We start from the raw sequence: 26,110 nt of genomic DNA on the forward strand, positions 1-26,110 counted from the left end.
TTCGGTCGGGAGTTACGCTTGTTAACTCCCGAACATTATCAAAATGTCTTCAAGCAAGCTCATAGAGCTGGCTCCCCTCATTTTACCATCATTGCTCGTAACAACAGTCTTTCTCATCCTCGCCTTGGATTAGCCGTTCCGAAAAAGCAGATAAAAACCGCTGTGGGTCGTAATCGATTCAAACGCCTGTCGCGTGAAAGCTTTCGTAACAATCAACATAAACTTCCAAACAAAGATTTTGTTGTAATCGCCAAGAAGAGTGCGCAAGATTTAAGCAATGAAGAAATGTTTAAGCTCTTAGAGAAATTATGGCTTCGCCTGTCTCGCCCTTCACGTGGTTAGCTATTGGGCTAGTCTATCTTTACAGATGGATTATTAGTCCTCTCATCGGACCTCGTTGTCGATTTACTCCAACCTGCTCTTTATATGCGTTAGAAGCGTTGAAAGCTCACGGTTTTGTAAAAGGGTGTTGGTTATCAGGCAAACGTCTATTAAAATGCCACCCTTTGAACGAAGGGGGCTATGACCCCGTTCCACCAGTCCAAGAACAAGACAGAGATAAATAACGATGGATTCTCAACGTAATATCCTGTTAATCGCATTGGCATTGGTTTCTTTCCTTTTATTCCAACAGTGGAATGTAGCGAAGAACCCAGCTCCTCAAGCGGTTGAGCAGGCACAATCAAGCAGCACCTTACCTGCACCATCTTTTGCAGACGATTTAGATCCGGCTCCGGGTCAAACAGCGTCAGCAAAAACTATCACAGTTGTCACTGACGTTTTAACTCTGTCAATTGATACAGTGGGTGGTGATGTTGTTTCAGCTGATCTGAACGACTACGCAGCAGAATTCGATTCAGAAGAACGTTTTACCCTTCTGAAAAACATTCAAGGTCACCAATTTATTGCTCAAAGTGGTCTAGTTGGCCCTCAAGGTATCGACCTGAGCAGCACAAATCGCCCACATTACGCGGTTTCAGCTGAGAGCTTCACGCTAGAAGATGGTCAGGATGAGCTACGCATCCCAATGACTTACCAAGCGAATGGCCTTGATTACACTAAAACATTTATCTTCACACGCGGTAATTACGCGATTGATGTTGAATACGATGTCGTAAACCACTCTGGTAACAACGCTACATTCGGTATGTACGCTCACCTGCGTCAAAACCTAATGGACGATGGCGGTAGTTTAACAATGCCAACTTACCGCGGTGGCGCATACTCAACGGAAGATACTCGCTACAAAAAGTACAGCTTCGATGATATGCAAGATCGTAACCTGTCTATCAACCTACCAAATGGCCAAGGTTGGGCAGCAATGATCCAACACTACTTTGCATCTGCGTGGATCCCACGTGATGAAGCAGGCAGCAACCTTTACACTCGTGTTATTGGTAACCTAGGCGATATTGGTATTCGTATGCCAAACAAAACCATCGCTGATGGCGCTGAAGCAAACTTCAAAGCAACGCTTTGGGTTGGTCCAAAACTTCAAGACCAAATGGCTGCAGTAGCACCGAACCTAGACCTAGTTGTGGACTACGGTTGGTTATGGTTCATCGCAAAACCACTTCACTGGTTACTGTCTATGATTCAAGGCGTAGTCGTGAACTGGGGTCTAGCAATCATCGTTCTAACTTTCATCGTTCGTGGTGCTATGTACCCACTAACGAAAGCTCAGTACACGTCAATGGCTAAGATGCGTATGCTTCAGCCGAAGTTAACAGCAATGCGTGAGCGCATTGGTGATGACCGTCAACGCATGAGCCAAGAAATGATGGAGCTTTACAAGAAAGAGAAAGTAAACCCACTAGGTGGCTGTTTACCTATCCTTCTGCAAATGCCTATCTTCATTTCGCTATACTGGGCACTAATGGAGTCTGTTGAACTGCGTCACTCACCGTTCTTCGGTTGGATCACTGACCTTTCAGCACAAGACCCTTACTACATCTTGCCGCTTCTAATGGGTGCTTCAATGTTCCTAATTCAGAAGATGAGCCCGACAACAGTAACGGATCCAATGCAGCAGAAGATCATGACCTTTATGCCGGTTATGTTCACATTCTTCTTCTTGTTCTTCCCATCTGGCCTAGTTCTTTACTGGCTAGTATCGAACATTGTAACGCTTATCCAACAAACGCTGATTTACAAGCAGTTGGAAAAGAAAGGCTTACATTCTAAATAAATGTCAGCGAAGAAATAGATAAAGAAAGGCGGCCAAAAGGTCGCCTTTTTGTTTTTAGCTGATTACAATTCAGCTAATTAATTATTCATTGTCGCTCCATGAGAGCCTCAATGCCCAATAGGCACAGTTATGACTACAGATACAATTGTTGCTCAAGCAACGGCACCAGGACGTGGCGGTGTCGGCATTATTCGCGTTTCCGGCCCGAAGGCAGCCCAAGTCGCCCTTGAAGTGACAGGTAAAGCGCTTAAAGCTCGTTATGCAGAATACCTTCCATTTAAAACTCAAGATGGCTCCGAACTCGATCAAGGTATCGCACTCTATTTTCCGAACCCGCACTCTTTTACCGGTGAAGATGTCCTAGAACTGCAAGGCCATGGTGGCCCAGTTGTCATGGATATGCTCATCAAGCGCATTCTAACGATTTCAGGCGTACGAGCGGCGCGTCCAGGGGAGTTCTCAGAACGAGCCTTCCTAAACGACAAAATGGATTTGACTCAAGCAGAAGCGATTGCAGACCTAATTGATGCAAGCTCGGAAGAAGCCGCAAAATCCGCTCTGCAGTCCCTACAAGGTGAGTTTTCTAAACGCATCAACACTTTAGTAGAGTCACTTATCCATCTACGTATCTATGTTGAAGCGGCGATTGATTTCCCAGAAGAAGAAATCGACTTCCTAGCAGATGGTAAAGTTAGTGCTGACTTACAAGCTATCATTGATAACCTTAATGATGTACGTAAAGAAGCGAACCAAGGCGCGATCATGCGCGAAGGCATGAAAGTCGTGATTGCAGGACGACCGAATGCCGGTAAATCCAGCCTGTTGAATGCGTTATCAGGCAAAGAATCGGCGATTGTCACCGATATTGCGGGCACCACACGCGATGTACTGCGTGAACATATCCACATCGATGGCATGCCATTGCACATCATCGATACAGCAGGCCTGCGTGATGCTTCCGATGAAGTAGAAAAAATTGGTATTGAGCGTGCTTGGGAAGAAATAGCTCAAGCGGACCGTGTCTTATTTATGGTGGATGGCACAACGACAGGCGCTACGGATCCAAAAGACATATGGCCAGACTTTGTTGATCGCCTACCAAGTAAGATCGGCATGACGGTCATTCGCAACAAAGCCGATCAAACCAATGAAGATCTTGGTATTTGTCACGTTAACGATCCTACGCTTATCCGATTATCTGCGAAAACCGGGCAAGGTGTGGAATCTTTAAGAACGCATTTAAAAGAATGCATGGGCTTCGCTGGTGGACATGAAGGTGGTTTCATGGCGCGCCGTCGACACCTTGATGCTTTAGAAAGAGCATCAGAGCACCTTGATATTGGCCAACAGCAATTAGAAGGTTACATGGCGGGAGAAATCCTAGCAGAAGAGCTTAGAATCACTCAGCAGCATCTCAATGAAATCACTGGTGAGTTCAGCTCAGATGACTTGCTTGGACGCATTTTCTCTTCATTCTGTATTGGTAAATAACTCTCAGCGCGGCTTCGTCCGCGCTTCTTTTTGAGCGAAAGGAATAACTATGATCCACATTATTACTGGAAGCACGCTGGGTGGCGCTGAATACGTTGGTGATCACCTAAGCGATTTACTTGAGGAACATGGCCATCAAACGGCTATCTACAACCAACCTTCTTTTGATGAGATTCCACACTCAGGTCTTTGGATGATAGTCACCTCGACCCACGGTGCTGGTGAGTTTCCTGATAACATTCAACCATTTATTTCCGCTCTGAAAACGCAATCTCCTAATTTAAGTGACGTTCGGTTTGCCGTGATTGCAATTGGTGACTCGAGCTACGATACCTTTTGTGCAGCAGGTCAAGACGCTTACGAACTGATGGAAACACTTAATGCCAATGCAGTCAGCGACTGCTTTACGATTGATGTTTTAGAAACGCCTGTACCAGAAGATGCAGCGGAAGAGTGGCTAGCAGCGACACTCAAAAACCTTTAGCGAGTACTTTTCGAAAGACCCACAAAAGCGGCTATTGGCCGCTTTTTTTATATCAAATGGTTTATGTGTATAACTTAAATAACAAAAATTGAGACTGTTTGCTCATTTTTTAACCAAACCTTCTGTTGATAAGTAGAGACAAATCCAGTGATAAACCTATAGTTATCCAAATAATAACTTTCTCACCTTTTTACCCCTGTGTATAAGTAGCGTTTTTGATCCCAGCAAATCCTCATCATGATCCAAACTAGATCACACGATATGATCCAAAAAAGATCCATGATCTTGTTGATCATTTTTGAGTTATCCACAGAAGAGCTCGATCTTAATAATAGATCCAATAAAAGATCTCTTTAAAGATCTTATCTATATTAATTAAAAATCGACTTATCTAAAAACTTCAAAAACGTTTTCTCAAGCTAGGAAAACAGGTAGAATATCGCTCCTTTTTATTGTCCATCACTCCTTTGAATACCTGAGGTCGGTCATGCTTTATCACGAAAAATTTGACGTCATTGTTGTCGGTGGCGGCCATGCAGGAACGGAAGCCGCACTCGCATCAGCCCGAACTGGGCAGAAAACGTTACTCCTCACGCACAACATTGATACGTTGGGCCAAATGTCTTGCAACCCTGCGATCGGCGGCATTGGCAAAGGCCACTTGGTAAAAGAAGTGGATGCGATGGGTGGTTTAATGGCACAAGCGATTGATCATGCAGGTATTCAATTCAGAACGTTAAATGCATCTAAGGGCCCAGCGGTACGCGCAACTCGTGCACAAGCTGATAGAGCTCTGTACAAAGCGTACGTTCGAACCGCATTAGAAAACACTGAAAACCTAACCTTATTCCAACAGTCGGTTGATGACTTGATCGTTGAAAATGATCAGGCGATCGGCGTGGTCACTCAAATGGGCCTGAAGTTTCATGCGAAAGCGGTGGTACTGACGGTCGGCACCTTCCTAGGTGGTAAGATCCACATTGGTATGGAAAGTTCTTCAGGTGGTCGTGCCGGAGATCCACCATCGATCGCTCTGGCTAACCGCCTTCGTGATCTCCCGTTTAGAGTGGATCGTTTAAAAACAGGGACGCCTCCTCGTATTGATGCTCGCAGCGTTGATTTCTCTGAACTTGAAGTTCAGCACGGCGATAACCCGACGCCTGTTTTCTCATTCATGGGAAGCCGTTCGCAGCAACCTCGCCAAATTCCGTGCTACATCACGCACACAAATGAGTCGACCCATGAAGTGATTCGTAACAACCTTGATCGTAGCCCAATGTATGCAGGTGTGATCGAAGGTATTGGCCCGCGTTACTGCCCATCGATTGAAGATAAAGTGATGCGTTTTGCTGATAAAGGTAGCCACCAAATCTTCATTGAACCTGAAGGGCTAACAACGCATGAGCTATACCCTAATGGTATTTCAACAAGCCTGCCTTTTGATGTTCAAGTACAAATTGTTCGCTCGATGAAAGGGTTCGAGAATGCGCATATTGCCCGTCCTGGCTATGCGATTGAGTACGACTTCTTCGATCCTAGAGATTTAAAACAAACTTACGAAACCAAATTTATCAAAGGTTTATTCTTTGCTGGCCAGATCAATGGTACGACAGGCTACGAAGAAGCTGCTGCGCAAGGTTTGATGGCCGGCTTAAACGCAAGTTTGTTTACACAAGGTAAAGAAGGTTGGAACCCACGCCGTGATCAGGCTTATATGGGCGTACTCATCGATGACCTCTCAACTATGGGGACTAAAGAACCTTACCGTATGTTTACGTCTCGCGCGGAATATCGATTATTACTTCGTGAAGACAACGCGGATATCCGCTTGACTGAGAAATCGCGTGAGCTTGGCCTCGTCGATGACGCTCGTTGGGCTCGTTTTAATGAGAAAATGGAAAACATGGAGAAGGAGCGTCAGCGTCTGAAAGAAACTTGGATTAATCCAAAGTCTGAAGATATTGACGCGTTAAACCAGATCCTGAAAACACCAATGTCTCGTGAAGCGAGCGGTGAAGATCTTTTACGTCGTCCAGAAATGACTTATTCACAGCTAACTGAACTGGATCGTTTTGCGCCAGCGTTAGAAGATCAACAAGCGGCTGAGCAAGTTGAGATCCAAGTGAAATATGAAGGTTACATCCAACGTCAACAGGATGAGATAGAAAAATCACTTCGCCACGAAAATACTAAACTGCCATTAGATTTGGATTACAGCCAAGTAAAAGGACTATCCAATGAGGTTGTCCTGAAACTGTCTACCGCGAAACCAGAATCGATTGGTATTGCCTCTCGTATTTCTGGTATTACGCCAGCTGCGATTTCTATTCTGCTTGTTTACTTGAAAAAACATGGCTTATTGAAAAAGGGTGAAGAAGCATAATGAGTGCATTACGAGAAAAGCTTGATCAGCTATTAAGCCAAACAGAACTTGAAGTAACGGACAAGCAGCGAGAGCAGTTGGTCGGTTACGTAGAAATGTTGAATAAGTGGAACAAAGCATACAACCTAACTTCTGTTCGTGATCCACTCGATATGATGGTTAAACATATCCTAGATAGTGTTATTGTTAGTACTCACTTGCAAGGACAACGCTTTATCGATGTGGGCACTGGCCCTGGCTTACCGGGTATCCCACTTTCTATCATGAACCCAGAATGTGAATTCTTTTTGTTAGATAGCCTTGGCAAGCGAATTCGCTTCATTAAGCAGGTGGTGCATGAGTTAGGACTACAAAACGTGACACCGATTCAAAGTCGCGTAGAAGAGTTCCAACCAGAAGAAAAATTTGATGGTGTTCTAAGTCGTGCATTTGCTTCAATGACAGACATGGTGGAATGGTGTCATCATTTACCTAAAGAGCAATCCGGTGTATTTTTGGCTCTCAAAGGACAACATCCTAGAGATGAAATTGATCAGCTACCTGAATGGTGCTCAGTGACCGACATTAAATCATTAGTGGTTCCTGAGCTAGAAGGTGAGCGCCATTTAGTAACTTTATCGCGTAAGGGATAAACAGCGAGGCCATCGTGGGTAGAATCGTAGCAATAGCCAACCAGAAAGGTGGCGTAGGAAAAACAACAACATGCATTAACCTTGCAGCGTCAATGGCTGCAACGAAACGTAAAGTCTTAGTTGTTGATTTAGACCCGCAAGGCAATGCGACCATGGCAAGTGGTGTCGACAAATACCAAGTAGAAGCATCTGCTTACGATTTGTTGGTTGAAGATACACATTTTGATGAAGTAGTTTGTCGCCGCACGTCCGGAAACTATGATTTGATTGCAGCGAACGGAGACGTAACTGCGGCTGAAATCAAGTTGATGGAAGTATTTGCGCGTGAAGTACGTTTGAAGAATGCACTTGCTGGAGTTCGCGATAACTATGATTTCATCTTTATCGATTGCCCTCCCTCTCTAAACCTTCTTACAATTAATGCGATGGCTGCAGCGGATTCCGTATTGGTTCCGATGCAGTGTGAATATTTTGCGTTAGAAGGTTTAACAGCATTGATGGATACCATCAGTAAACTGGCTGCTGTTGTGAACGAGAATCTTAAGATCGAAGGTTTACTTCGTACCATGTATGATCCTCGCAATCGCCTGTCGAATGAAGTGTCCGATCAACTCAAAAAGCATTTTGGTAATAAAGTTTACCGAACCGTTATTCCTAGGAATGTACGTTTAGCTGAAGCCCCAAGTCATGGCAAACCAGCAATGTACTACGACAAATATTCTGCCGGTGCCAAAGCGTATTTAGCTCTGGCTGGAGAAATGTTACGTCGAGAAGAAGTCCCTGTATAACAACTCCAACCGAAGGATTCGCTCAAATGTCTAAGCGTGGTTTAGGAAAAGGGCTAGATGCATTATTAGCAACTAGCTCATTAGCTCGTGAAAAACAGCAAGTTGCTACTCATAGCCAAGCACTTTCAGCAGAAGGTGAATTGGTTGAACTTTCTGTATCCAGTTTAAAACCTGGCGTCTATCAACCTCGTAAAGACATGGCTCCGGAAGCATTGGAAGAGCTTGCGGCTTCTATTCAATCTCAAGGTATTATCCAACCTATCGTTGTGCGACCTATCGCTCAAGATCAGTTTGAAATCATCGCCGGTGAACGTCGTTGGCGTGCCGCTCGTCAAGCTGGGCTAAAGCAAGTCCCGTGTTTGATCAAGAAAGTGCAAGATCGCGCGGCGATTGCAATGGCATTGATTGAAAATATTCAACGTGAAGATCTAAACGTAATCGAAGAAGCGCAAGCTTTGGAACGTTTACAAAATGAATTTGAATTGACTCATCAAAAAGTCGCAGAGGTGATTGGTAAATCACGCACTACTGTGAGTAACTTACTTCGATTGAATCAACTTGATGAGTCAGTGAAGACGCTAGTCGTCGCGAAACAGCTTGAAATGGGCCATGCCAGAGCATTATTGGCGCTTGAAGGTGCCCAACAAGCAGAGGTTGCGGAAACGGTTGCGAAAAAGCAACTGACAGTACGTCAAACGGAACAGTTAGTGAAAAAGTGCTTAACACCACAAGTTGAGCAAGAAAGCGTGCCTCAAGACGCAGAAGTAATAGATATGTCACAGAGATTAAGTGAAATAATACAAGGGAAGGTATCTATTGTTCGTTCTGCTAGTGGGAAGTCAAAAATCACAATTAGTCTTGATGAGCCTCACAAATTAGAGCAATTGATTGCCAAGCTAGAGAGCTAAATGAGATAATTGATTTAAGTCAATTATGTAATTAATTAAATTTTGTTCGAAAGTTGTCGGTTTGTAAACAAAACTGTAACTTTTTGCTGCGTTATGATTGCAATCAGTTCGACTCACCGTATAATTTTCGCCAATTTCCCAGCACCTATTCATATTGGTGCGTTGTGGGTACTACTAGAGGTACGAATACATGATGGCGGCGTTAGCAAGACCAGGACGAGTGCTTGCAAAGCAAATGTTATTGATCGAGTTTAGCGCGGTTATTTTATTGGCAGTAGGATTGGGTATTACTGTTAATCATGATTGGGGTTTTGCTTCACTGGTGGGTGGCAGTATTTTTGTCATTTCCAATGCAGTATTTTGTTTTTGTGCATTCATCTTCTGCGGAGCTCGGGCGACTAAATTAGTTGCCGCATCGTTCTACGCAGGTGAAGCATTAAAAATCCTTATCACGGTTTTACTGTTTTCTATTGTCTACATGTATATGCAGGTGGAACTTGTTCCCCTCAAACTGACCTATTTACTGGTTCTAGGTATTAATATCTTTGCGCCAGTGCTTTTCATTAACAATAAAAAATAGGATGAGTTATGGCTGCGCCAACAGCATCCGGATACATTGAGCACCATCTACAACACCTCTCTTTAGCTAAGTTTGGTTTAGTAGAGGAGACAAGTTTCTGGAACGTACATATAGACAGTCTGTTTTTTTCTGTGTTGACAGGGATGTTATTCCTTTGGATTTTCCGTTCAGTCGCTAAGAAAGCAACAGTAGGTGTACCAGGAAAGCTTCAGTGTTTTGTAGAAATGGTAGTGGAATTCGTTGGTGACAACGTTAAGGAAACTTTCCATGGGCGCAATCCTCTGATCGCTCCTCTAGCACTGACTATATTCTGCTGGATTATTTTAATGAACTTGATGGACTTAGTGCCTATCGACTTCTTACCATATCCTGCAGAGCATTGGTTAGGTATCCCTTACCTTAAGGTGGTTCCTACAGCTGATGCGAATATAACAATGGCTATGGCTTTGGGCGTTTTTGCATTGATGATTTACTACAGCATCAAAGTAAAAGGGCTTGGCGGGTTTGCTAAGGAATTGGCACTACACCCATTTAATCACCCAATCATGATCCCATTCAACTTGGTTCTAGAAGTAATCTCGCTACTGGCGAAACCTCTTTCTCTAGGCATGCGTTTGTTTGGTAACATGTTCGCGGGTGAGGTGGTGTTTATTCTTATTGCAGCAATGCTACCGTGGTACTTGCAATGGGTAGGTGCACTACCTTGGGCTATCTTCCACATCTTGGTTATTTTGATTCAAGCGTTCGTTTTCATGATGTTAACAATCGTTTATTTATCAATGGCTCACGAAGATAGTGATCACTAAAAATTTTTAAGCTTTTATTCTAACTATTAATGTTAATCGGAGAACGTAAATGGAAACTGTACTAAGTTTTTCAGCAATCGCTGTTGCTATTATTGTTGGTCTTTGTGCCGTAGGTACTGCAATTGGTTTTGCTATTCTTGGTGGTAAATTCCTAGAAGGCGCTGCGCGTCAACCTGAAATGGCTCCAATGCTACAAGTTAAGATGTTCATCATCGCTGGTCTACTGGATGCTGTTCCAATGATCGGTATCGTAATCGCACTACTATTCACGTTTGCTAACCCATTTGTTGGTCAACTAGCAGGCTAATTAACGATTGCCGTTAATTAAATTTTTGTAGTTGATTCTTAACGAGGGGTAGCTGTTGTGAATATGAACGCAACTCTGCTAGGTCAAGCAATTGCTTTTTCAATGTTTGTTTGGTTCTGCATGAAATATGTATGGCCACCAATCTTGCAAGCAATTGAAGAACGTCAGAAGAAAATTGCTGACGGTCTTGTAGCCGCTGAACGCGCTGCTAAAGACTTGGATCTAGCTCAAGCTAGCGCTTCTGATCAATTGAAAGAAGCGAAGCGCACTGCAACTGAGGTTATCGACCAGGCGAATAAACGTAAAGCTCAAATTCTAGATGAAGCACGTGAGGAAGCTCAGGCAGAACGCCAGAAAATCCTTGCTCAAGCGGAAGCTGAACTTGAAGCAGAACGTAAACGTGCCCGCGATGATCTGCGCAAACAAGTTGCAAATCTGGCTATAGCTGGTGCTGAGAAAATCCTTGAACGCACAATCGATAAAGATGTGCACAAAGATGTTCTTGACAACATTACTGCAAAACTTTAGAGCAAGGGGCTGGACATGTCGGATTTGACTACAATCGCACGCCCCTATGCTAAAGCAGCCTTTGACTTTGCGGTAGAAAAAGGTGAGTTAGACCAATGGGGTCAGATGCTTACTTTTGCTGCCGAAGTCGCGAAGAACGATGATATTGTTGACCTACTAAACAGTTCTACAACTGCTAGTAAGTTGTCAGAAGTATTCATTGCAATTTGTGGCGAACAGTTTGATGAATTCGGCCAAAACCTAATTAAGGTGATGGCAGAGAATGGCCGATTAAAGGCCCTTCCAGACGTTTGTGAAGAGTTCATCGTGCTTAAAAAAGAGCACGAAAAGAAAGCCGATGTTGAAGTTATTTCAGCGGTTGAGCTTACTGAAGAACAACAAGCCGACTTGATCAGCAAACTGGAGCTGCGTCTTGAGCGCAAAGTTCAGCTGAATTGCAGTATAGATGAGACCCTACTTAGTGGGGTTATTATTCGAGCCGGAGACCTAGTCATCGATAACTCAGCTCGCGGTCGTTTGGATCGCCTGAGCGATGCATTGCAGTCTTAATGGGGATTGGAGCATGCAACTTAATTCCACGGAAATTAGCGATCTAATTAAACAACGTATCGAATCTTTCGATGTTGTTAGTGAAGCTCGCAACGAAGGTACTATCGTATCGGTAAGCGATGGTATTCTTAGCATTCACGGCCTAGCGGACGTGATGCAAGGTGAAATGATTGAATTACCGGGTGGCCGTTACGCGCTAGCACTAAACTTGAACCGTGATTCGGTTGGTGCAGTTGTAATGGGCCCATATGCTGACCTTCAGGAAGGCATGAAAGTTACCGCTACTGGTCGTATTCTTGAAGTACCAGTTGGTCCTGAACTACTTGGTCGTGTTGTTAACACACTAGGTGAGCCTATCGATGGTAAAGGTCCAATTGATGCTAAGCTAACTTCACCAGTAGAAGTAATCGCACCTGGCGTAATCGACCGTAAATCGGTTGATCAACCAGTTCAAACTGGTTACAAGTCTGTTGACTCAATGATCCCAATCGGTCGTGGTCAGCGTGAGCTAGTAATCGGTGACCGTCAGACTGGTAAAACAGCAATGGCGATCGATGCGATTATTAACCAAAAAGATTCTGGTATTTTCTCTATCTACGTAGCAATCGGTCAGAAAGCATCGACTATCGCTAACGTAGTTCGCAAATTAGAAGAGCATGGCGCGCTAGCTAACACTATCGTTGTTGTTGCATCTGCTTCTGAATCTGCAGCGCTACAATACTTAGCGCCATACGCAGGTTGTGCGATGGGTGAATACTTCCGTGATCGCGGTGAAGACGCACTGATTGTTTATGATGATCTATCTAAGCAAGCAGTAGCTTACCGTCAAATCTCACTACTACTTAAGCGTCCACCGGGCCGTGAAGCATTCCCTGGTGATGTTTTCTACCTTCACTCTCGTCTTCTAGAGCGTGCTGCTCGTGTAAGCGAAGTCTACGTAGAAAAATTCACTAACGGTGAAGTGAAAGGTAAGACTGGTTCTTTAACTGCTCTTCCTATCATTGAAACACAGGCTGGTGACGTATCTGCATTCGTACCGACGAACGTAATCTCGATTACCGATGGTCAGATCTTCCTACAAACTGAGCTATTCAACTCTGGTGTACGTCCAGCTGTTGACCCAGGTATCTCAGTATCTCGTGTAGGTGGTTCAGCGCAGACTAAAATCATCAAGAAGCTATCTGGTGGTATCCGTACAGCACTAGCTCAATACCGTGAACTTGCAGCGTTTGCTCAGTTCTCTTCGGATCTTGATGAAGCGACTAAGAAGCAGTTAGACCACGGTCAAAAAGTTACAGAACTAATGAAGCAGAAGCAGTACGCTCCAATGTCTGTATTTGACCAAGCACTAGTAATCTTCGCTGCAGAGCGTGGTTACCTTCAAGATGTAGAGCTTGCTAAGCTTCTAGACTTTGAAGCTGCATTACTGTCGTATGCTCGCGGTCAATATGCCGATCTAGCAACACAGATCGACAAAACGGGTGCTTACAACAACGAAATCGAAGCTGAGCTGAAGAAGCTTGTTGACGATTTCAAAGCAACCCAGACCTGGTAATTGGTGGGTGGCCTTAGGGTCACCTCATACCATTAACGGAGAGTAACGATGGCCGGCGCAAAAGAGATACGTAATAAAATCGGTAGTGTTAAAAGCACACAGAAGATTACGAAAGCAATGGAAATGGTAGCAGCTTCAAAAATGCGTCGTTCTCAAGACGCAATGGAAGCTACTCGTCCATATGCAGAAACAATGCGTAAAGTGATCGGTCATTTGGCGAACGGTAGCCTTGAGTATAAGCATCCTTATCTTGAGGAACGTGAAGCCAAACGTGTTGGTTACATCATCGTTTCTACAGACCGTGGTCTATGTGGTGGCTTGAACATTAACTTGTTCAAGAAAGCCATGTTAGACATGAAAGATTGGTCTGAGAAAGGTGCTGATGTAGAGCTTGCTATTGTAGGTTCTAAAGCAACAGCATTTTTCAATAACAGCGGCGCAAAAGTAGCGGCTCAAGTTTCTGGCCTTGGCGATAGCCCTGCCCTTGAAGACTTGATCGGTTCTGTTAGCGTGATGCTGAAGAAATATGATGAAGGTGAATTAGATCGCCTGTTCGTAGTGTTTAACAAATTTGAAAACACTATGGTTCAAGAACCAACGATCGATCAATTACTTCCTTTGCCTAAATCGGATAGCGAAGACATGCAGCGCGATCATGCTTGGGACTACATTTATGAGCCTGAGCCAAAACCATTATTAGATACACTTTTAGTTCGTTATGTCGAATCTCAAGTGTACCAAGGTGTGGTAGAGAACCTTGCTTGTGAGCAAGCGGCTCGAATGATTGCAATGAAAGCTGCAACAGATAACGCTAGCGACCTGATTGATGATCTAGAACTTGTGTACAACAAAGCCCGTCAGGCAGCGATCACACAAGAGCTATCAGAAATCGTTTCAGGCGCAGCTGCGGTTTAATCGCTTATTCGTTTTAAGCTTAGGTAAAACTAAATAGTTAGAGGATTAACGATGGCTACAGGTAAGATCGTACAGATCATCGGTGCGGTAGTCGACGTAGAGTTCCCACAGGGCGAAGTACCTCGTGTATACGATGCTCTGAATGTTAATGAAGTGAAAGAGCGTCTAGTTCTTGAAGTTCAGCAACAACTTGGCGGTGGCGTAGTTCGCGCAATCGTAATGGGTAGCTCTGATGGTTTACGTCGTGGTTTGACAGTAGAAAATACTGGCGCTCCAATCTCAGTACCAGTAGGTACTAAGACCCTAGGTCGTATCATGAACGTTCTAGGTGACGCGATTGATGAGTGTGGTGATATCGGTGCAGAAGAGCACTACGCAATTCACCGCGAAGCGCCTAGCTACGAAGAACAGTCAAATGAGACAGCTCTTCTAGAGACTGGTGTAAAAGTAATCGACTTGGTTTGTCCATTCGCTAAGGGTGGTAAGATCGGTCTATTCGGTGGTGCAGGTGTAGGTAAGACCGTTAACATGATGGAACTTATCAACAACATCGCACTACAACACTCAGGCCTATCTGTATTCGCAGGTGTAGGTGAGCGTACTCGTGAAGGTAACGATTTCTACTTTGAAATGCAGGAAGCTGGCGTTGTAAACGTTGAAAACCCTGAAGAATCTAAAGTAGCGATGGTTTACGGTCAGATGAACGAGCCACCAGGTAACCGTCTACGTGTTGCACTGACTGGTTTAACGATGGCAGAGCGTTTCCGTGACGAAGGTCGTGACGTTCTACTGTTCGTAGATAATATCTACCGTTACACGCTTGCAGGTACTGAGGTATCAGCACTTCTAGGCCGTATGCCTTCTGCGGTAGGTTACCAACCTACTCTTGCGGAAGAAATGGGTGTTCTACAAGAGCGTATCACGTCAACTAAGCAAGGTTCTATCACGTCTGTACAGGCAGTATACGTACCTGCGGATGACTTGACTGACCCGTCTCCAGCAACAACGTTCGCGCACTTGGATGCAACGGTTGTACTTAACCGTAACATCGCAGCTATGGGTCTATACCCAGCGATCGACCCGCTAGATTCTACATCTCGCCAACTGGATCCATTGGTAGTTGGACAAGAGCACTACGACATCGCTCGTGGCGTTCAGTCTACACTTCAGCGCTATAAAGAGCTGAAAGATATCATTGCTATCCTAGGTATGGACGAGCTATCTGAAGAAGATAAGCAAGTAGTATCTCGTGCTCGTAAGATTGAGAAGTTCCTTACTCAGCCTTACCACGTAGCGGAAGTATTTACAGGTGACCCAGGTGTTTACGTACCTCTAAAAGAGACTCTACGTGGCTTCCAAGGTCTACTATCTGGTGAATACGATGACATTCCAGAGCAAGCGTTCATGTACTGCGGTACTATCGACGAAGCTATTGAGAATGCTAAGAAGCTATAAGGCTAACTAGGAGGCGATATGGCAGCAATAACCTTTCACCTAGACGTAGTAAGCGCTGAGAAACAATTGTTCTCAGGTCTTGTTGAAACGTTTCAGGTGACCGGTAGCGAAGGTGAACTTGGTATTTTCCATGGACACACACCGCTGCTGACCGCTATCAAGCCTGGTATGGTGCGTATTGTTAAGCAGCACGGCCACGAAGAAATCATTTATGTTTCTGGTGGTATGGTAGAAGTTCAGCCTGGTACAGCGACTGTACTGGCAGATACAGCTATCCGTGGTGAAGAGCTAGACGCAGCAAAGGCAGAAGAAGCCAAGCGCAAAGCTGTGGAGAATATCCAAAATCAGCATGGCGACATGGACTTCGCGCAAGCGGCCGGTGAACTGGCTAAAGCCATTGCTCAGTTGCGAGTAATCGAGCTGACAAAACAACGTCGTTAATCTACGCGATTAAAGATGTTGAGATAAAGGCGACCTAACGGTCGCCTTTTTGCGTTTTTGATATCCGTAACGATCTGGTTCATTTAAATTTATGGATAAAAAAGGGTAGAATGCCAGCTTAATTAAAAAATAAACGTCAAATAGGTTTTTCAATGAAGTTTAGCGCAGTAATTCTGGCAGCAGGTAAAGGGACACGCATGTACTCCAACATGCCGAAAGTGCTTCATACATTGGCAGGAAAGCCAATGGTGAAACATGTGATTGATACATGTAACGGCTTGGGTGCTCAGAACATCCATTTGGTATATGGCCATGGCGGTGACCAAATGAAGGCGACTCTAGAAAATGAGTCAGTCAACTGGGCATTGCAAGCAGAGCAGCTTGGTACTGGCCATGCGGTAGACCAGGCTTCTGCGCATTTTGCTGATGATGAGAAAGTACTGGTATTGTACGGCGATGTTCCGCTTATCTCTCATGAAACCATTGAAAACCTATTAGACGCTCAACCAAACGGCGGTATTGCACTGTTAACTGTCGTGTTAGATAACCCGATGGGTTACGGCCGTATTATCCGCCGCAATGGCCCTGTTGTGGCGATCGTTGAGCAAAAAGATGCGACGGATGAGCAAAAACTTATCAAAGAGATCAACACCGGGGTGATGGTTGCTACGGGGGGGGATCTTAAACGCTGGTTATCTGGTCTAAGCAATGATAACGCGCAAGGTGAATATTACCTAACTGACGTTATCGCAGCGGCTCATGATGAAGGCCGTGCGGTAGAAGCGGTTCACCCTGTTAGTCCAATTGAAGTCGAAGGGGTTAACGACCGTTCGCAACTAGCTCGACTAGAGCGTGCTTATCAAACTGAGCAAGCGGATAAACTATTAAAGCAAGGTGTGATGCTGCGTGACCCAAGCCGCTTTGATCTGCGCGGTGAACTGCAGTGTGGTATGGATGTCGAGATTGATGTAAACGTTATTATAGAGGGTAGCGTAAGCATCGGTGATAACGTGACGATTGGTGCTGGTTGCGTACTGAAAGATTGTGAGATCGATGACAACACCGTGATTCGTCCATATAGTGTGATTGAGGGGGCAACTGTAGGTGAAGACTGTACCGTTGGTCCATTCACTCGTTTGCGCCCTGGTGCTGACATGCGTAATGACTCCCATGTCGGCAACTTCGTGGAAATGAAAAACACCCGTTTAGGCGAAGGCTCCAAAGCGAACCACCTGACTTACTTAGGTGATGCGGAGATCGGCCAGCGAGTAAATGTTGGAGCAGGTGCGATTACCTGTAACTACGATGGCGCGAATAAGTTCAAAACCATCATCGGTGATGATGTATTTGTAGGTTCCGATAGCCAGTTAATCGCGCCTGTTACTATTGGTAATGGCGCAACTGTTGGCGCTGGCTCAACAGTGACACGTGATGTTTTAGACAATGAACTTGTCATTAGCCGTGCCAAAGAGCGCAAGATTGCTGATTGGAAACGTCCAACTAAGAAGTAAGCTCTAACGTTCAAAAGATATTCTTATGAAAGCCAGTAGCATAGCTACTGGCTTTTTTGTATCAGTCACTCACTGCTAATAAAATAATCAACTTGGTAATTGTATTTTTTTACTAGCTTGTTAATATTCAGGCGGCGGTTCGGTAAATTTAAGGTTAATGTACGGTGAGATTAGTTGAAAAAAAATGGCAAACATTGCCGATCCTTATTTTGTCTTTTTCAATGCTAATCGGTCTGTATGGCTTTTATGTTACCTTGGAAAAGCTTGTCGTAGAAAATGAACGTGAACATCTCGTCTCTCTTATGTCTGATGTTATTTACGAAATTCGTGAAGACAGCAGCACTTTCACTGCAGATATGGACGTTGATGACTACATCGGTGATTTGACTCAAGCGAATACTCGTTTACGCATCCAAGTCATTAACACAGATGGTGTCGTGATCGGCGATACTGATCTGTCAGATCATGCTCTTGCGGGTATTGAAAATCACAGTGATCGTCCTGAGTTTCAGCAAGCTCTTAAGAATGGGTCTGGTGGTGATGTACGATTTAGTACCGTGACTTCCGTCGATCGTATTTATTACTCGAACAAAGAAACTGTTCAAGGTGAGGATTTTGTTGTAGTGATTTCCTCTCCAATGCATCAGCTTAAACAAATGAATTTCCAATTAATGGGTATCCTTATTGGCATGGTTCTACTGAGTTTAAGCTTTTTGATTGGCACTTCTTACATAAGTAACCGACAAATTAATCACAGAGTTGAAGAAGAACAGAAGAAACAAGACGAACGTATTCGCCAACGAACTCACGAAATTGAGTTAATGCACCGTTTGGCCAATATGCTTGCTGCTTGTAACAACATGGTTGAAGCTCAACAAATCGTATCGGATATCCTGCCGCGAATTCTAGGCAACGTAAATGGTAGTGTGTCCTTGATGCGAGCATCACGAAATCAATTGGTTACACAGTTAGATTGGGGTGAGGCTTGGCCGGGGAGTGCGAGTTTTTCACCTGAAGAGTGTTGGTCGTTGCGTAAAGGGCGCGCGCATCAGTCAAACGATGCTTTTCATTCATTATCTTGTGGTCACATGCATGATATGGATAACGATCAAACCCTTTGTATTCCGCTAACCGCTCACGGTAATACTATTGGGATCATGCACCTTTACTTTGGTCAGGGTGATATAAAAATTGATCCAATAATAGAACAGCTTGCTTTCAGTGTTTCTGAACACCTTGGTTTAGCGTTAGCTAACTTGAGTTTGCAAGAGAAACTGCGTTCTCAGGCATTAAGCGATCCTCTTACGGGTCTCTTTAACCGTCGCTTCTTCGAGCAGAAGCTGGAGGAGCACTCGATGAATTCTGCCACCAGCGAACAGCCTTTATCCTTGTTGATGCTCGATTTGGATCACTTTAAACGCTTTAATGATAATTTCGGCCATGATGCCGGTGACTTTGTACTGAAAGAGATCAGTGCATTACTGAAAAGCAGTGTTAGTGAAGATGAGATTGCGTGCCGTTTAGGTGGAGAGGAACTCGCGGTATTGTTGCCTCATTACACCATGGAAGCAGCGACGGAGTTTGCCAATAACTTATGTGAAGCAGTACGTTCTATGCACTTAGAGTATAAAGGGCTATCACTAGGGCAGCTTGGTGTTTCTATTGGAGTGGCGACTTACCCTAACCCCGCGTCTGACATGGAATCATTGGTGAAGATTGCTGATAATGCTTTATACATGGCAAAAGACATGGGGCGAAGCCGAGTGGTCAATTACGCCGAATACAGTCGCCACAAAGCACCATCCTTAGAGGCTGTTGAAAACTAAGTGGCTTTTAAGAAGCAATCGATATAAAAAGAGCGAGTTACCTCGCTCTTTTTTGTTTTTATGAAGTTAGAAACTAGTCTTGTTTCTCTTCTGCTACAACACGTGAATTATCAGGGGCTGCAAAGTGCTCTGATAGCTCTTTGTTCGACACGATGTAGCCAATCCACAATGTACCTAAACAAATCACAACCGCGATGCCTGTAGTACTTAGTGCTTGGCTCGCCATTGCTGCTACCAATGCGCTTGATAGGCCGCTGATACTGATTTGTAAGCTGTTCTGTAAGCCAGCGGCTGTTGCTGGACTTTGCTTCGCACTTGATAGAGCACGGTTGACTACGATTGGGTAAAGTGCGCCATTTGCGACTGCAATCAAGCAGAAAGGTGCCAGTAGAGGCCAGATTGAAGTCAGATCCCACTGCGATGCGATGAAGATAAGCATTGCTGCAACGCTGAATAGGCCAATTAGATTTCTTAGCACTACGCCATCACCATATTTCTTCACTGCTTGCTTACCGAAGTAGCCACCAGCCATGAATGCGATCGTTTGTGGGATGAAGCTTAGGCCGATGTCTTTTGCTTCATAGCCTAATTGAGCCATGATCTCAGGCATACCGGTCAGATATGCGAAGAACGCCGCAGATGCAGATGCAAACATTAATACGTTACCCACGTAAGGTTTGGATTTAATCAGCATCTTAATATCAGTTTTAACTGATGTTTGTTTTACTTCTGGTGCTTCTTTTGGCTGAGCCATAGTCGTTGCCACTAGCAACGCACCCATTAGCGTTAATGTCACGAAGATGCTGTGCCAACCAAAATTATCCGCCAGTAGCACACCAAGTTGAGGTGCTAATGCTGGAGACAGTGCAACCAAAGGCATGATGGTTGCAAAAATTTGTTGGCTGCTGCTCTCCGAGTAGCGCTTAATAACCATCGCTTGCCAAATTACAGCAGGAGCACACACACCAATCGCTTGAATGAAGCGCAGTGTTAATAGGTGCCATACCTCAGTACTGAATGCCAAACCGAACGAAGCGGCAGTGAAAATCACAAGACCAACTGCCAACGTATTGCGGTGACCGTATTTATCACTCGCTAATCCCCAAAGTAGTTGACCCATTGCCATACCACCCAGGAACACGGTAAGAGATAACGCGATCTGTTCAGGACCTGTTGCGAAATCGATCTCCATCGCCTTAAATGCAGGAAGGTACATATCGGTCGCGATAAAACCAAGCATAGAAAGTACAGCGAGGTAGACCAATTGAAATTTAGAAATATTCATAAGATGCCATTAAGCTAAAGGTAATGATGTTTTTATCATCAAAAAAATTGTTTGATATCCAGAGGTGAAGACCCCTATTTATTTGTGCTGACATTCTATTTTTCAGATCTGATAAAATAAAACGCTAAAATATGTGGTTATCAATCAAAAAAATTGAAGGCTTATGTTTTCTAAATACTCACTGGAAATGCTCGATACCGTTGCTCGTTTAGGTAGCTTTACTGCTGCTGCCGAACAATTGCACAAAGTTCCTTCCGCTATTAGCTATGGCGTTCGTCAGGTTGAGCAAGAACTTGACGTGATCTTATTCCGTCGTTTGCCTCGTAAAGTTGAACTTACCCCCGCTGGTGAATTGTTTATCGAAGAAGCTCGGGGGCTCTTAAGACAAATGGAAGAAGTCAAAGCTCAGACTAAGCGGGCTGCTCATGGTTGGCAGAAAACATTGAAGCTCACGCTTGATAACGTGGTCAAGCTTGAAAAAATGAAACCTATGATCGAAGCCTTCTATGAGAAATTTGAATTTGCTGAGTTGCAGATCAATATGGAAGTGTTTAACGGATCGTGGGAAGCGATAGCCCAAGGTCGAGCCGATATTGTGATTGGGGCAACGTCGGCTATTCCTGTTGGAGGAGACTTTGAGGTGCGAGATATGGGGCGACTTGATTGGGCGTTTGTGATGTCTCCCAGTCACCCATGTGTCCGTGAGCAAAGCCTCACTGAAGCTTTCGTGAGCCAGTACCCCGCCATCTGCTTAGATGATACCTCCAGTGTATTACCTAAACGTCATACCGGTCATTACGCGAGCCAGAGAAGGCTTCTATTACCCAATTGGTACAGCGCGATTGAATGTTTGAAGAACGGAGTGGGTGTCGGTTATATGCCTCGACACATCGCATTGCCATTGATAGAAAGCGGAGAGTTAGTTGAAAAGATCCTTCCTGACGATAAGCCCTTAAGCCAATGTTGCTTGGTATGGCGTAAAGACGACAATCATAAGTTAATTGAGTGGATGGTGGACTACCTAGGATCGAGCCAGCAACTTCATCAAGATTGGTTAGAGTATTAATAATAAAAAGGCGAGTGAATACTCGCCTTTTGCGTCAATAGTGATGCCTATGAAAGGAAGAACTGATAAGACGGGTTATCGGTTTCATCTTTACATCGGTAGCCCAATTCACGTAAATGGCTAGAGAACTTAGCCAAGTCTGCTTCATCTAATTCAAAGCCACACAGAACGCGACCGTAGTCTGCACCATGGTTACGATAGTTGAATAAGCTGATATTCCAGTGTGTACCTAATGTGCTCAAGAACTTTACCAGAGCGCCTGGGTATTCTGGGAATTCAAAACTATACAAACGTTCTTTTAATGGCTTAGATGGTTTGCCACCGATCATGTAGCGAACGTGCAGCTTTGCCATCTCATCATCAGAGAGATCAACCACTGGATAACCACCTTCACGTAGGTCGTGAATGATGTGATCGAGTTCTTCTTGTCCACCTTGTAAGCGGACACCGACGAAGATATTCGCCAGTTTGTCATCGTTGTATCGATAATTGAACTCAGTAACCGCGCGGCCACCAATCAGATTGCAGAATTCAAAGAATGCCCCTTGGCGCTCAGGAATCGTAACTGCCAGTAAGCCTTCACGCTTCTCACCCAGCTCGCAACGTTCTGACACGTAACGTAGACCGTGGAAGTTGGTGTTGGCACCAGACAGGACGGTACCTAACTGCTTATCTTTCAGTTGGTTTTGCTCTGCAAATTTCTTCAACCCTGCGAGCGCTAATGCTCCAGAAGGCTCGGCAATCGCTCGGGTGTCTTCAAAGATGTCTTTAACTGCCGCGCAGATCTCGTCACTTGAAACCGCAATGTGGCCATCAAGGTATTTTTGACAGAGGCGGAATGTTTCTTCACCAATACGTTTTACTGCGACGCCGTCGGCAAACATGCTGACTTGATCGAGCACGACAGGCTCACCAGCATCAAGCGCTGCTTTCAAACAAGAAGAGTCTTCTGGTTCTACTGCAATGACTTTGATTTCTGGCATAAGCTGTTTGACTAGCACTGCCACTCCGGCCGCCAAACCGCCGCCACCTACTGGCACAAAAATATAGTCTAAGTGACCATTTTGCTGCAGCATTTCCATGCCGATTGTACCTTGTCCAGCGATCACCAGTGGGTGGTCGAAAGGTGGTACAAACGTATAGCCATTCTCGTTTGATAGACGCTCAGCTTCCGCTTTGGCTTCATCAAAGTTGCTACCATGCAGTACCACATTACCGCCAAAGCCACGTACCGCATCGACTTTGATATCTGGCGTGGTTTTTGGCATGACGATAGTGGTTTGAATACCAAGCTTAGAGCCAGATAGGGCCATTCCTTGAGCGTGGTTACCAGCCGAAGCTGCGATAACTCCAGCGGACTTTTGCGCGTCAGTAAGGCTAGCGACCATGTTGTAGGCGCCACGGAGCTTAAACGAGTGCACAGGCTGTCGGTCTTCACGTTTGATGAAAACTTGGTTGCCTACTCGTTCAGTTAAGCGAGGCATCGCTTGGAGTGGGGTGACCGTAGCCACTTCATAAACAGGAGCGCGTAATATCTGGCGCAGGTAGTCTGCACCAGATTGTTCCCGTTCTTTTGTTGGAAAAGAATCGGTCATAGATTAGTCCTCTAATTTGGACTTATCACGTACTGCACCTTTGTCGGCACTGGTCGCCATACTTGCGTACGCTTTCAGTGCGAATGATACTTCACGTTGACGGTCGGCAGGTTTCCAACCTAATTCGTCTTGTTTCGCACGACGAGTCGATAGTTCTTCTTCAGATACATCTAACGTGATCGAACGGCTAGGGATATCAATCGTGATGATGTCGCCATCTTGAACAAGGCCGATAGTACCGCCACTCGCAGCTTCTGGAGACGCGTGACCGATAGAAAGACCCGATGTACCACCAGAGAAGCGGCCATCAGTCAGTAGTGCACATGACTTGCCTAAGCCCATCGATTTTAGGTAAGTCGTTGGGTAAAGCATCTCTTGCATGCCTGGGCCACCTTTCGGGCCTTCGTAGCGAATAACCACCACTTCACCCGCTTTTACTTTGCCACCTAGGATACCTTCTACAGCTGTATCTTGGCTTTCAAATACGATAGCTGGGCCTTGGAATTTTAAGTTTTCTTCGTCTACACCAGCGGTTTTAACGATACAACCATCAACTGCAATGTTGCCCGAAAGAACGGCTAAGCCACCTTCTTGGCTGAAGGCATTTTCTTTGGTGCGGATACAGCCTTCTTTGCGGTCATCATCCAAACGATCCCAGCGGCAATCTTGAGAGAAAGCTTGCGTAGTACGGATGCCTGCAGGACCAGCACGGAAGAATTTAAGAACTTCTTCGTCTTCGGTTTGCATGATGTCGTATTGTGCTAGCTGCTCTTTCATTGATAGGCCAAGCACAGTACTTGTGTCACCGTTAAGCAGACCGGCGCGATCAAGTTCGCCAAGAATCGCCATTACACCACCAGCGCGGTGGACATCTTCCATGTGGTATTTCTGAGTTGAAGGCGCCACTTTACATAAGTGCGGTACGCGACGAGACATTTCATCGATGTCATTCATATCGAAATCGATGTCACCTTCTTGAGCGGCTGCCAATAAGTGAAGAACGGTATTACTCGAACCACCCATCGCGATATCAAGCGCCATGGCATTTTCAAACGCAGGGCGGTTCGCGATATTACGTGGCAGTGCCGATTCATCGTCTTGCTCGTAGTAACGTTTCGTCAGTTCAACGACACGCTTACCTGCATTGATAAATAGCTGTTCACGATCGGCGTGCGTTGCCAGCATCGAACCGTTACCAGGCTGAGATAAACCCAGAGCTTCGGTTAAGCAGTTCATCGAGTTAGCCGTGAACATACCTGAACATGAACCACATGTAGGGCATGCTGAACGTTCGATCTGCTCACTTTGCTCATCAGATACAGTTGGATCAGCGCCTTGGATCATCGCATCAACCAGATCCAGCTTGATGAGTTGATCTGAAAGCTTAGTTTTACCCGCTTCCATTGGGCCGCCTGATACAAAGATCACAGGGATGTTTAGGCGCATAGCTGCCATCATCATTCCCGGAGTGATTTTGTCACAGTTAGAGATACATACCATGGCATCTGCACAGTGTGCATTGACCATGTACTCAACGGAATCTGCAATCAGTTCACGAGATGGCAGTGAGTACAGCATGCCGCCGTGTCCCATTGCGATACCATCATCAACCGCGATGGTGTTGAATTCTTTCGCGATACCGCCTGCTTTCTCGATTTCACCGGCAACCAGTTGGCCCATGTCCTTTAAGTGCACGTGGCCTGGTACGAACTGAGTGAATGAGTTTACAACCGCGATGATTGGCTTACCGAAATCATCATCTTTTACACCAGTTGCACGCCATAATGCGCGGGCACCAGCCATGTTGCGTCCGTGAGTAGTCGTTGCTGAACGATAGATAGGCATTGCTTAAATCCTTATAAATTTATTTAGCTGATGGCGCATTTTCTGGGTATACATAATCCAACCAACCCCACTTGTCTTCAGTGGTGCCGTTGAACAAACCAAAATAAGCAGCTTGAATTTTTTCTGTAATTGGGCCGCGTTTACCGCAACCTACTTCAATTTTGTCGACGGTACGTACCGGAACGATTTCCGCAGCCGTACCTGTCATGAATACTTCGTCAGCAAGGTAGAGTGCTTCACGTGCGATGTTTTCTTCGCGGATCTCGTAGCCCATCTCTTTTGCAAGCGTCATGATGGAATCGCGAGTGATGCCCGGTAAGATTGCGCTGGTCGCTGGTGGCGTAGAAAGAATGCCGTTACGAACCACAAAGATGTTTTCACCAGCCCCTTCAGATAAGTAGCCATCCACACTCAGTGCGATACCTTCATCGTAACCATGACGACGAGCTTCCCCACCCACAAGTAATGATGATAGGTAGTTACCGCCTGCTTTTGCAGCAGTAGGAATAGTATTAGGCGCCGCACGGTTCCAACTTGAAATCATGGCGTCTACACCGTTCTCTAGCGCTTCTTCACCGAGGTAAGAGCCCCATGGGAACGCCGCAATGATCAGATCCATTTCTGTGGACTCTGGAGGGCAAACGCCTAAGCCTACATTTCCAACAAAGCCAAGTGGACGAATGTAAGCGGAATCTAGCTTGTTTTCACGCAAGGTTTCACGGGTCGCTTCCATGATCTCTTCTTCCGTGTATGGAATTGGGAAGCGGTAAATTTTCGCTGAATCTTTAAGGCGCTTAGCGTGCTCAGGGTGGCGGAAGATGACGGGACCATTAGGGGTGTTGTAGCAGCGCACGCCTTCAAATACTGATGTTCCGTAATGCATAGCGTGAGTTAACACGTGAACATTGGCTTGATCCCATGGTACGAGTTTGCCATTAAACCAAATATAGTCTGCTGTTTTCGCTGTCATGT

At 45.2% G+C, this 26,110-nt stretch carries 25 protein-coding genes; 21 read left to right on the forward strand and 4 right to left on the reverse strand.

Features of this window, described 5'->3' with window-relative positions; genetic code table 11:
- The first annotated feature begins 18 nt into the window (after positions 1 to 18).
- From rnpA to ACHUFI_RS20135, 20 genes are all read left to right on the forward strand, one after another.
- The gene (gene rnpA / locus ACHUFI_RS20040) at positions 19 to 342 is read left to right on the forward strand and encodes a ribonuclease P protein component (protein ID WP_394252392.1); all 324 of its coding nucleotides are present in this window, start codon (positions 19 to 21) and stop codon (positions 340 to 342) included.
- Positions 309 to 566, forward strand: a complete 258-nt coding sequence (gene yidD, locus ACHUFI_RS20045) for a membrane protein insertion efficiency factor YidD (RefSeq protein ID WP_394252394.1) — start codon at positions 309 to 311, stop codon at positions 564 to 566. Before rnpA ends, yidD begins: the two co-directional genes overlap by 34 nt.
- Positions 567 to 568: 2 nt before the next feature.
- Positions 569 to 2,188 (forward strand): membrane protein insertase YidC, encoded by a 1,620-nt coding sequence (yidC, locus tag ACHUFI_RS20050; protein ID WP_394252396.1) that lies wholly within the window; start codon positions 569 to 571, stop codon positions 2,186 to 2,188.
- Positions 2,189 to 2,317: 129 nt separating this feature from the next.
- Positions 2,318 to 3,679, forward strand: coding sequence for a tRNA uridine-5-carboxymethylaminomethyl(34) synthesis GTPase MnmE (mnmE, locus tag ACHUFI_RS20055; RefSeq protein ID WP_394252398.1), 1,362 nt, complete (start codon positions 2,318 to 2,320; stop codon positions 3,677 to 3,679).
- 49 nt (positions 3,680 to 3,728) lie between these two features.
- A complete protein-coding gene (mioC, locus tag ACHUFI_RS20060; RefSeq protein ID WP_394252400.1) occupies positions 3,729 to 4,163 on the forward strand; it encodes an FMN-binding protein MioC in 435 nt (144 codons plus the stop codon).
- A 487-nt stretch (positions 4,164 to 4,650) separates the two neighbouring features.
- Positions 4,651 to 6,546 (forward strand): tRNA uridine-5-carboxymethylaminomethyl(34) synthesis enzyme MnmG, encoded by a 1,896-nt coding sequence (mnmG, locus tag ACHUFI_RS20065; protein ID WP_394252402.1) that lies wholly within the window; start codon positions 4,651 to 4,653, stop codon positions 6,544 to 6,546.
- Positions 6,546 to 7,178, forward strand: coding sequence for a 16S rRNA (guanine(527)-N(7))-methyltransferase RsmG (gene rsmG, locus ACHUFI_RS20070; protein ID WP_394252404.1), 633 nt, complete (start codon positions 6,546 to 6,548; stop codon positions 7,176 to 7,178). Before mnmG ends, rsmG begins: the two co-directional genes overlap by 1 nt.
- Before the next feature lie 14 nt (positions 7,179 to 7,192).
- Positions 7,193 to 7,966: a ParA family protein gene (locus ACHUFI_RS20075; RefSeq protein WP_394252406.1), complete on the forward strand. Its 774-nt coding sequence runs from the start codon at positions 7,193 to 7,195 to the stop codon at positions 7,964 to 7,966.
- Between the two features lie 26 nt (positions 7,967 to 7,992).
- Positions 7,993 to 8,874 carry a ParB/RepB/Spo0J family partition protein gene (locus tag ACHUFI_RS20080; RefSeq protein ID WP_394252408.1) on the forward strand — a complete coding sequence of 294 codons (882 nt, stop codon included), beginning with the start codon at positions 7,993 to 7,995 and terminating at the stop codon, positions 8,872 to 8,874.
- 190 nt (positions 8,875 to 9,064) lie between these two features.
- Complete coding sequence (locus tag ACHUFI_RS20085) at positions 9,065 to 9,454, forward strand: F0F1 ATP synthase subunit I (protein WP_394252410.1); 390 nt, start codon at positions 9,065 to 9,067, stop codon at positions 9,452 to 9,454.
- Between the two features lie 8 nt (positions 9,455 to 9,462).
- Entirely contained in the window at positions 9,463 to 10,260 is a 798-nt protein-coding gene (gene atpB / locus ACHUFI_RS20090) for a F0F1 ATP synthase subunit A (protein WP_137359566.1), read from the forward strand.
- Between the two features lie 49 nt (positions 10,261 to 10,309).
- Positions 10,310 to 10,567 carry a F0F1 ATP synthase subunit C gene (atpE, locus tag ACHUFI_RS20095; RefSeq protein ID WP_004411110.1) on the forward strand — a complete coding sequence of 86 codons (258 nt, stop codon included), beginning with the start codon at positions 10,310 to 10,312 and terminating at the stop codon, positions 10,565 to 10,567.
- 57 nt (positions 10,568 to 10,624) lie between these two features.
- Positions 10,625 to 11,095, forward strand: coding sequence for a F0F1 ATP synthase subunit B (gene atpF / locus ACHUFI_RS20100; protein WP_137359567.1), 471 nt, complete (start codon positions 10,625 to 10,627; stop codon positions 11,093 to 11,095).
- A 15-nt stretch (positions 11,096 to 11,110) separates the two neighbouring features.
- Positions 11,111 to 11,644 carry a F0F1 ATP synthase subunit delta gene (gene atpH, locus ACHUFI_RS20105; RefSeq protein WP_394252413.1) on the forward strand — a complete coding sequence of 178 codons (534 nt, stop codon included), beginning with the start codon at positions 11,111 to 11,113 and terminating at the stop codon, positions 11,642 to 11,644.
- Positions 11,645 to 11,657: 13 nt separating this feature from the next.
- The gene (gene atpA / locus ACHUFI_RS20110; RefSeq protein ID WP_394252415.1) at positions 11,658 to 13,199 is read left to right on the forward strand and encodes a F0F1 ATP synthase subunit alpha; all 1,542 of its coding nucleotides are present in this window, start codon (positions 11,658 to 11,660) and stop codon (positions 13,197 to 13,199) included.
- Positions 13,200 to 13,247: 48 nt separating this feature from the next.
- A complete protein-coding gene (gene atpG / locus ACHUFI_RS20115) occupies positions 13,248 to 14,114 on the forward strand; it encodes a F0F1 ATP synthase subunit gamma (RefSeq protein ID WP_137359570.1) in 867 nt (288 codons plus the stop codon).
- Positions 14,115 to 14,165: 51 nt separating this feature from the next.
- Entirely contained in the window at positions 14,166 to 15,569 is a 1,404-nt protein-coding gene (gene atpD / locus ACHUFI_RS20120) for a F0F1 ATP synthase subunit beta (RefSeq protein WP_137359571.1), read from the forward strand.
- Between the two features lie 18 nt (positions 15,570 to 15,587).
- Positions 15,588 to 16,010, forward strand: coding sequence for a F0F1 ATP synthase subunit epsilon (locus ACHUFI_RS20125; RefSeq protein ID WP_010433239.1), 423 nt, complete (start codon positions 15,588 to 15,590; stop codon positions 16,008 to 16,010).
- Between the two features lie 152 nt (positions 16,011 to 16,162).
- The gene (gene glmU / locus ACHUFI_RS20130; protein ID WP_394252418.1) at positions 16,163 to 17,521 is read left to right on the forward strand and encodes a bifunctional UDP-N-acetylglucosamine diphosphorylase/glucosamine-1-phosphate N-acetyltransferase GlmU; all 1,359 of its coding nucleotides are present in this window, start codon (positions 16,163 to 16,165) and stop codon (positions 17,519 to 17,521) included.
- A gap of 221 nt (positions 17,522 to 17,742) precedes the next feature.
- Positions 17,743 to 19,347: a sensor domain-containing diguanylate cyclase gene (locus ACHUFI_RS20135; protein WP_394252482.1), complete on the forward strand. Its 1,605-nt coding sequence runs from the start codon at positions 17,743 to 17,745 to the stop codon at positions 19,345 to 19,347.
- A gap of 73 nt (positions 19,348 to 19,420) precedes the next feature.
- Here the strand turns inward: ACHUFI_RS20135 and punC are convergent, their stop codons facing one another.
- On the reverse strand, positions 19,421 to 20,632 hold the full coding sequence (gene punC / locus ACHUFI_RS20140) for a purine nucleoside transporter PunC (protein ID WP_394252420.1): 1,212 nt from the start codon (positions 20,630 to 20,632) through the stop codon (positions 19,421 to 19,423).
- 163 nt (positions 20,633 to 20,795) lie between these two features.
- Here punC and punR point away from each other — a divergent pair, with 163 nt between their 5' ends.
- Entirely contained in the window at positions 20,796 to 21,698 is a 903-nt protein-coding gene (gene punR / locus ACHUFI_RS20145) for a DNA-binding transcriptional activator PunR (protein ID WP_394252422.1), read from the forward strand.
- 47 nt (positions 21,699 to 21,745) lie between these two features.
- Here the strand turns inward: punR and ilvA are convergent, their stop codons facing one another.
- The 3 genes from ilvA to ACHUFI_RS20160 are packed head-to-tail and all read right to left on the reverse strand — an operon-like array spanning position 21,746 to position 26,108.
- A complete protein-coding gene (ilvA, locus tag ACHUFI_RS20150; protein WP_394252424.1) occupies positions 21,746 to 23,293 on the reverse strand; it encodes a threonine ammonia-lyase, biosynthetic in 1,548 nt (515 codons plus the stop codon).
- Positions 23,294 to 23,296: 3 nt separating this feature from the next.
- Complete coding sequence (ilvD, locus tag ACHUFI_RS20155; RefSeq protein WP_394252426.1) at positions 23,297 to 25,138, reverse strand: dihydroxy-acid dehydratase; 1,842 nt, start codon at positions 25,136 to 25,138, stop codon at positions 23,297 to 23,299.
- A gap of 19 nt (positions 25,139 to 25,157) precedes the next feature.
- Positions 25,158 to 26,108, reverse strand: a complete 951-nt coding sequence (locus ACHUFI_RS20160; protein WP_394252427.1) for a branched-chain amino acid transaminase — start codon at positions 26,106 to 26,108, stop codon at positions 25,158 to 25,160.
- Positions 26,109 to 26,110: the final 2 nt, after the last annotated feature.

This window comes from Vibrio profundi, from assembly GCF_043642225.1.
Taxonomy (GTDB): Bacteria; Pseudomonadota; Gammaproteobacteria; order Enterobacterales; family Vibrionaceae; genus Vibrio; species Vibrio profundi_A.

Bases quoted from the DNA above. Each gene is read 5' to 3' on its own strand.
- yidD (WP_394252394.1), top strand. From the start codon at position 309: ATGGCTTCGCCTGTCTCGCCCTTCACGTGGTTAGCTATTGGGCTAGTC.
- yidC (WP_394252396.1), top strand. From the start codon at position 569: ATGGATTCTCAACGTAATATCCTGTTAATCGCATTGGCATTGGTTTCT.
- mnmE (WP_394252398.1), top strand. From the start codon at position 2,318: ATGACTACAGATACAATTGTTGCTCAAGCAACGGCACCAGGACGTGGC.
- mioC (WP_394252400.1), top strand. From the start codon at position 3,729: ATGATCCACATTATTACTGGAAGCACGCTGGGTGGCGCTGAATACGTT.
- mnmG (WP_394252402.1), top strand. From the start codon at position 4,651: ATGCTTTATCACGAAAAATTTGACGTCATTGTTGTCGGTGGCGGCCAT.
- rsmG (WP_394252404.1), top strand. From the start codon at position 6,546: ATGAGTGCATTACGAGAAAAGCTTGATCAGCTATTAAGCCAAACAGAA.
- ACHUFI_RS20080 (WP_394252408.1), top strand. From the start codon at position 7,993: ATGTCTAAGCGTGGTTTAGGAAAAGGGCTAGATGCATTATTAGCAACT.
- ACHUFI_RS20085 (WP_394252410.1), top strand. From the start codon at position 9,065: ATGATGGCGGCGTTAGCAAGACCAGGACGAGTGCTTGCAAAGCAAATG.
- atpB (WP_137359566.1), top strand. From the start codon at position 9,463: ATGGCTGCGCCAACAGCATCCGGATACATTGAGCACCATCTACAACAC.
- atpE (WP_004411110.1), top strand. From the start codon at position 10,310: ATGGAAACTGTACTAAGTTTTTCAGCAATCGCTGTTGCTATTATTGTT.
- atpH (WP_394252413.1), top strand. From the start codon at position 11,111: ATGTCGGATTTGACTACAATCGCACGCCCCTATGCTAAAGCAGCCTTT.
- atpA (WP_394252415.1), top strand. From the start codon at position 11,658: ATGCAACTTAATTCCACGGAAATTAGCGATCTAATTAAACAACGTATC.
- atpG (WP_137359570.1), top strand. From the start codon at position 13,248: ATGGCCGGCGCAAAAGAGATACGTAATAAAATCGGTAGTGTTAAAAGC.
- atpD (WP_137359571.1), top strand. From the start codon at position 14,166: ATGGCTACAGGTAAGATCGTACAGATCATCGGTGCGGTAGTCGACGTA.
- ACHUFI_RS20125 (WP_010433239.1), top strand. From the start codon at position 15,588: ATGGCAGCAATAACCTTTCACCTAGACGTAGTAAGCGCTGAGAAACAA.
- glmU (WP_394252418.1), top strand. From the start codon at position 16,163: ATGAAGTTTAGCGCAGTAATTCTGGCAGCAGGTAAAGGGACACGCATG.
- ACHUFI_RS20135 (WP_394252482.1), top strand. From the start codon at position 17,743: ATGCTAATCGGTCTGTATGGCTTTTATGTTACCTTGGAAAAGCTTGTC.
- punC (WP_394252420.1), bottom strand. From the start codon at position 20,632: ATGAATATTTCTAAATTTCAATTGGTCTACCTCGCTGTACTTTCTATG.
- punR (WP_394252422.1), top strand. From the start codon at position 20,796: ATGTTTTCTAAATACTCACTGGAAATGCTCGATACCGTTGCTCGTTTA.
- ilvA (WP_394252424.1), bottom strand. From the start codon at position 23,293: ATGACCGATTCTTTTCCAACAAAAGAACGGGAACAATCTGGTGCAGAC.
- ilvD (WP_394252426.1), bottom strand. From the start codon at position 25,138: ATGCCTATCTATCGTTCAGCAACGACTACTCACGGACGCAACATGGCT.
- ACHUFI_RS20160 (WP_394252427.1), bottom strand. From the start codon at position 26,108: ATGACAGCGAAAACAGCAGACTATATTTGGTTTAATGGCAAACTCGTA.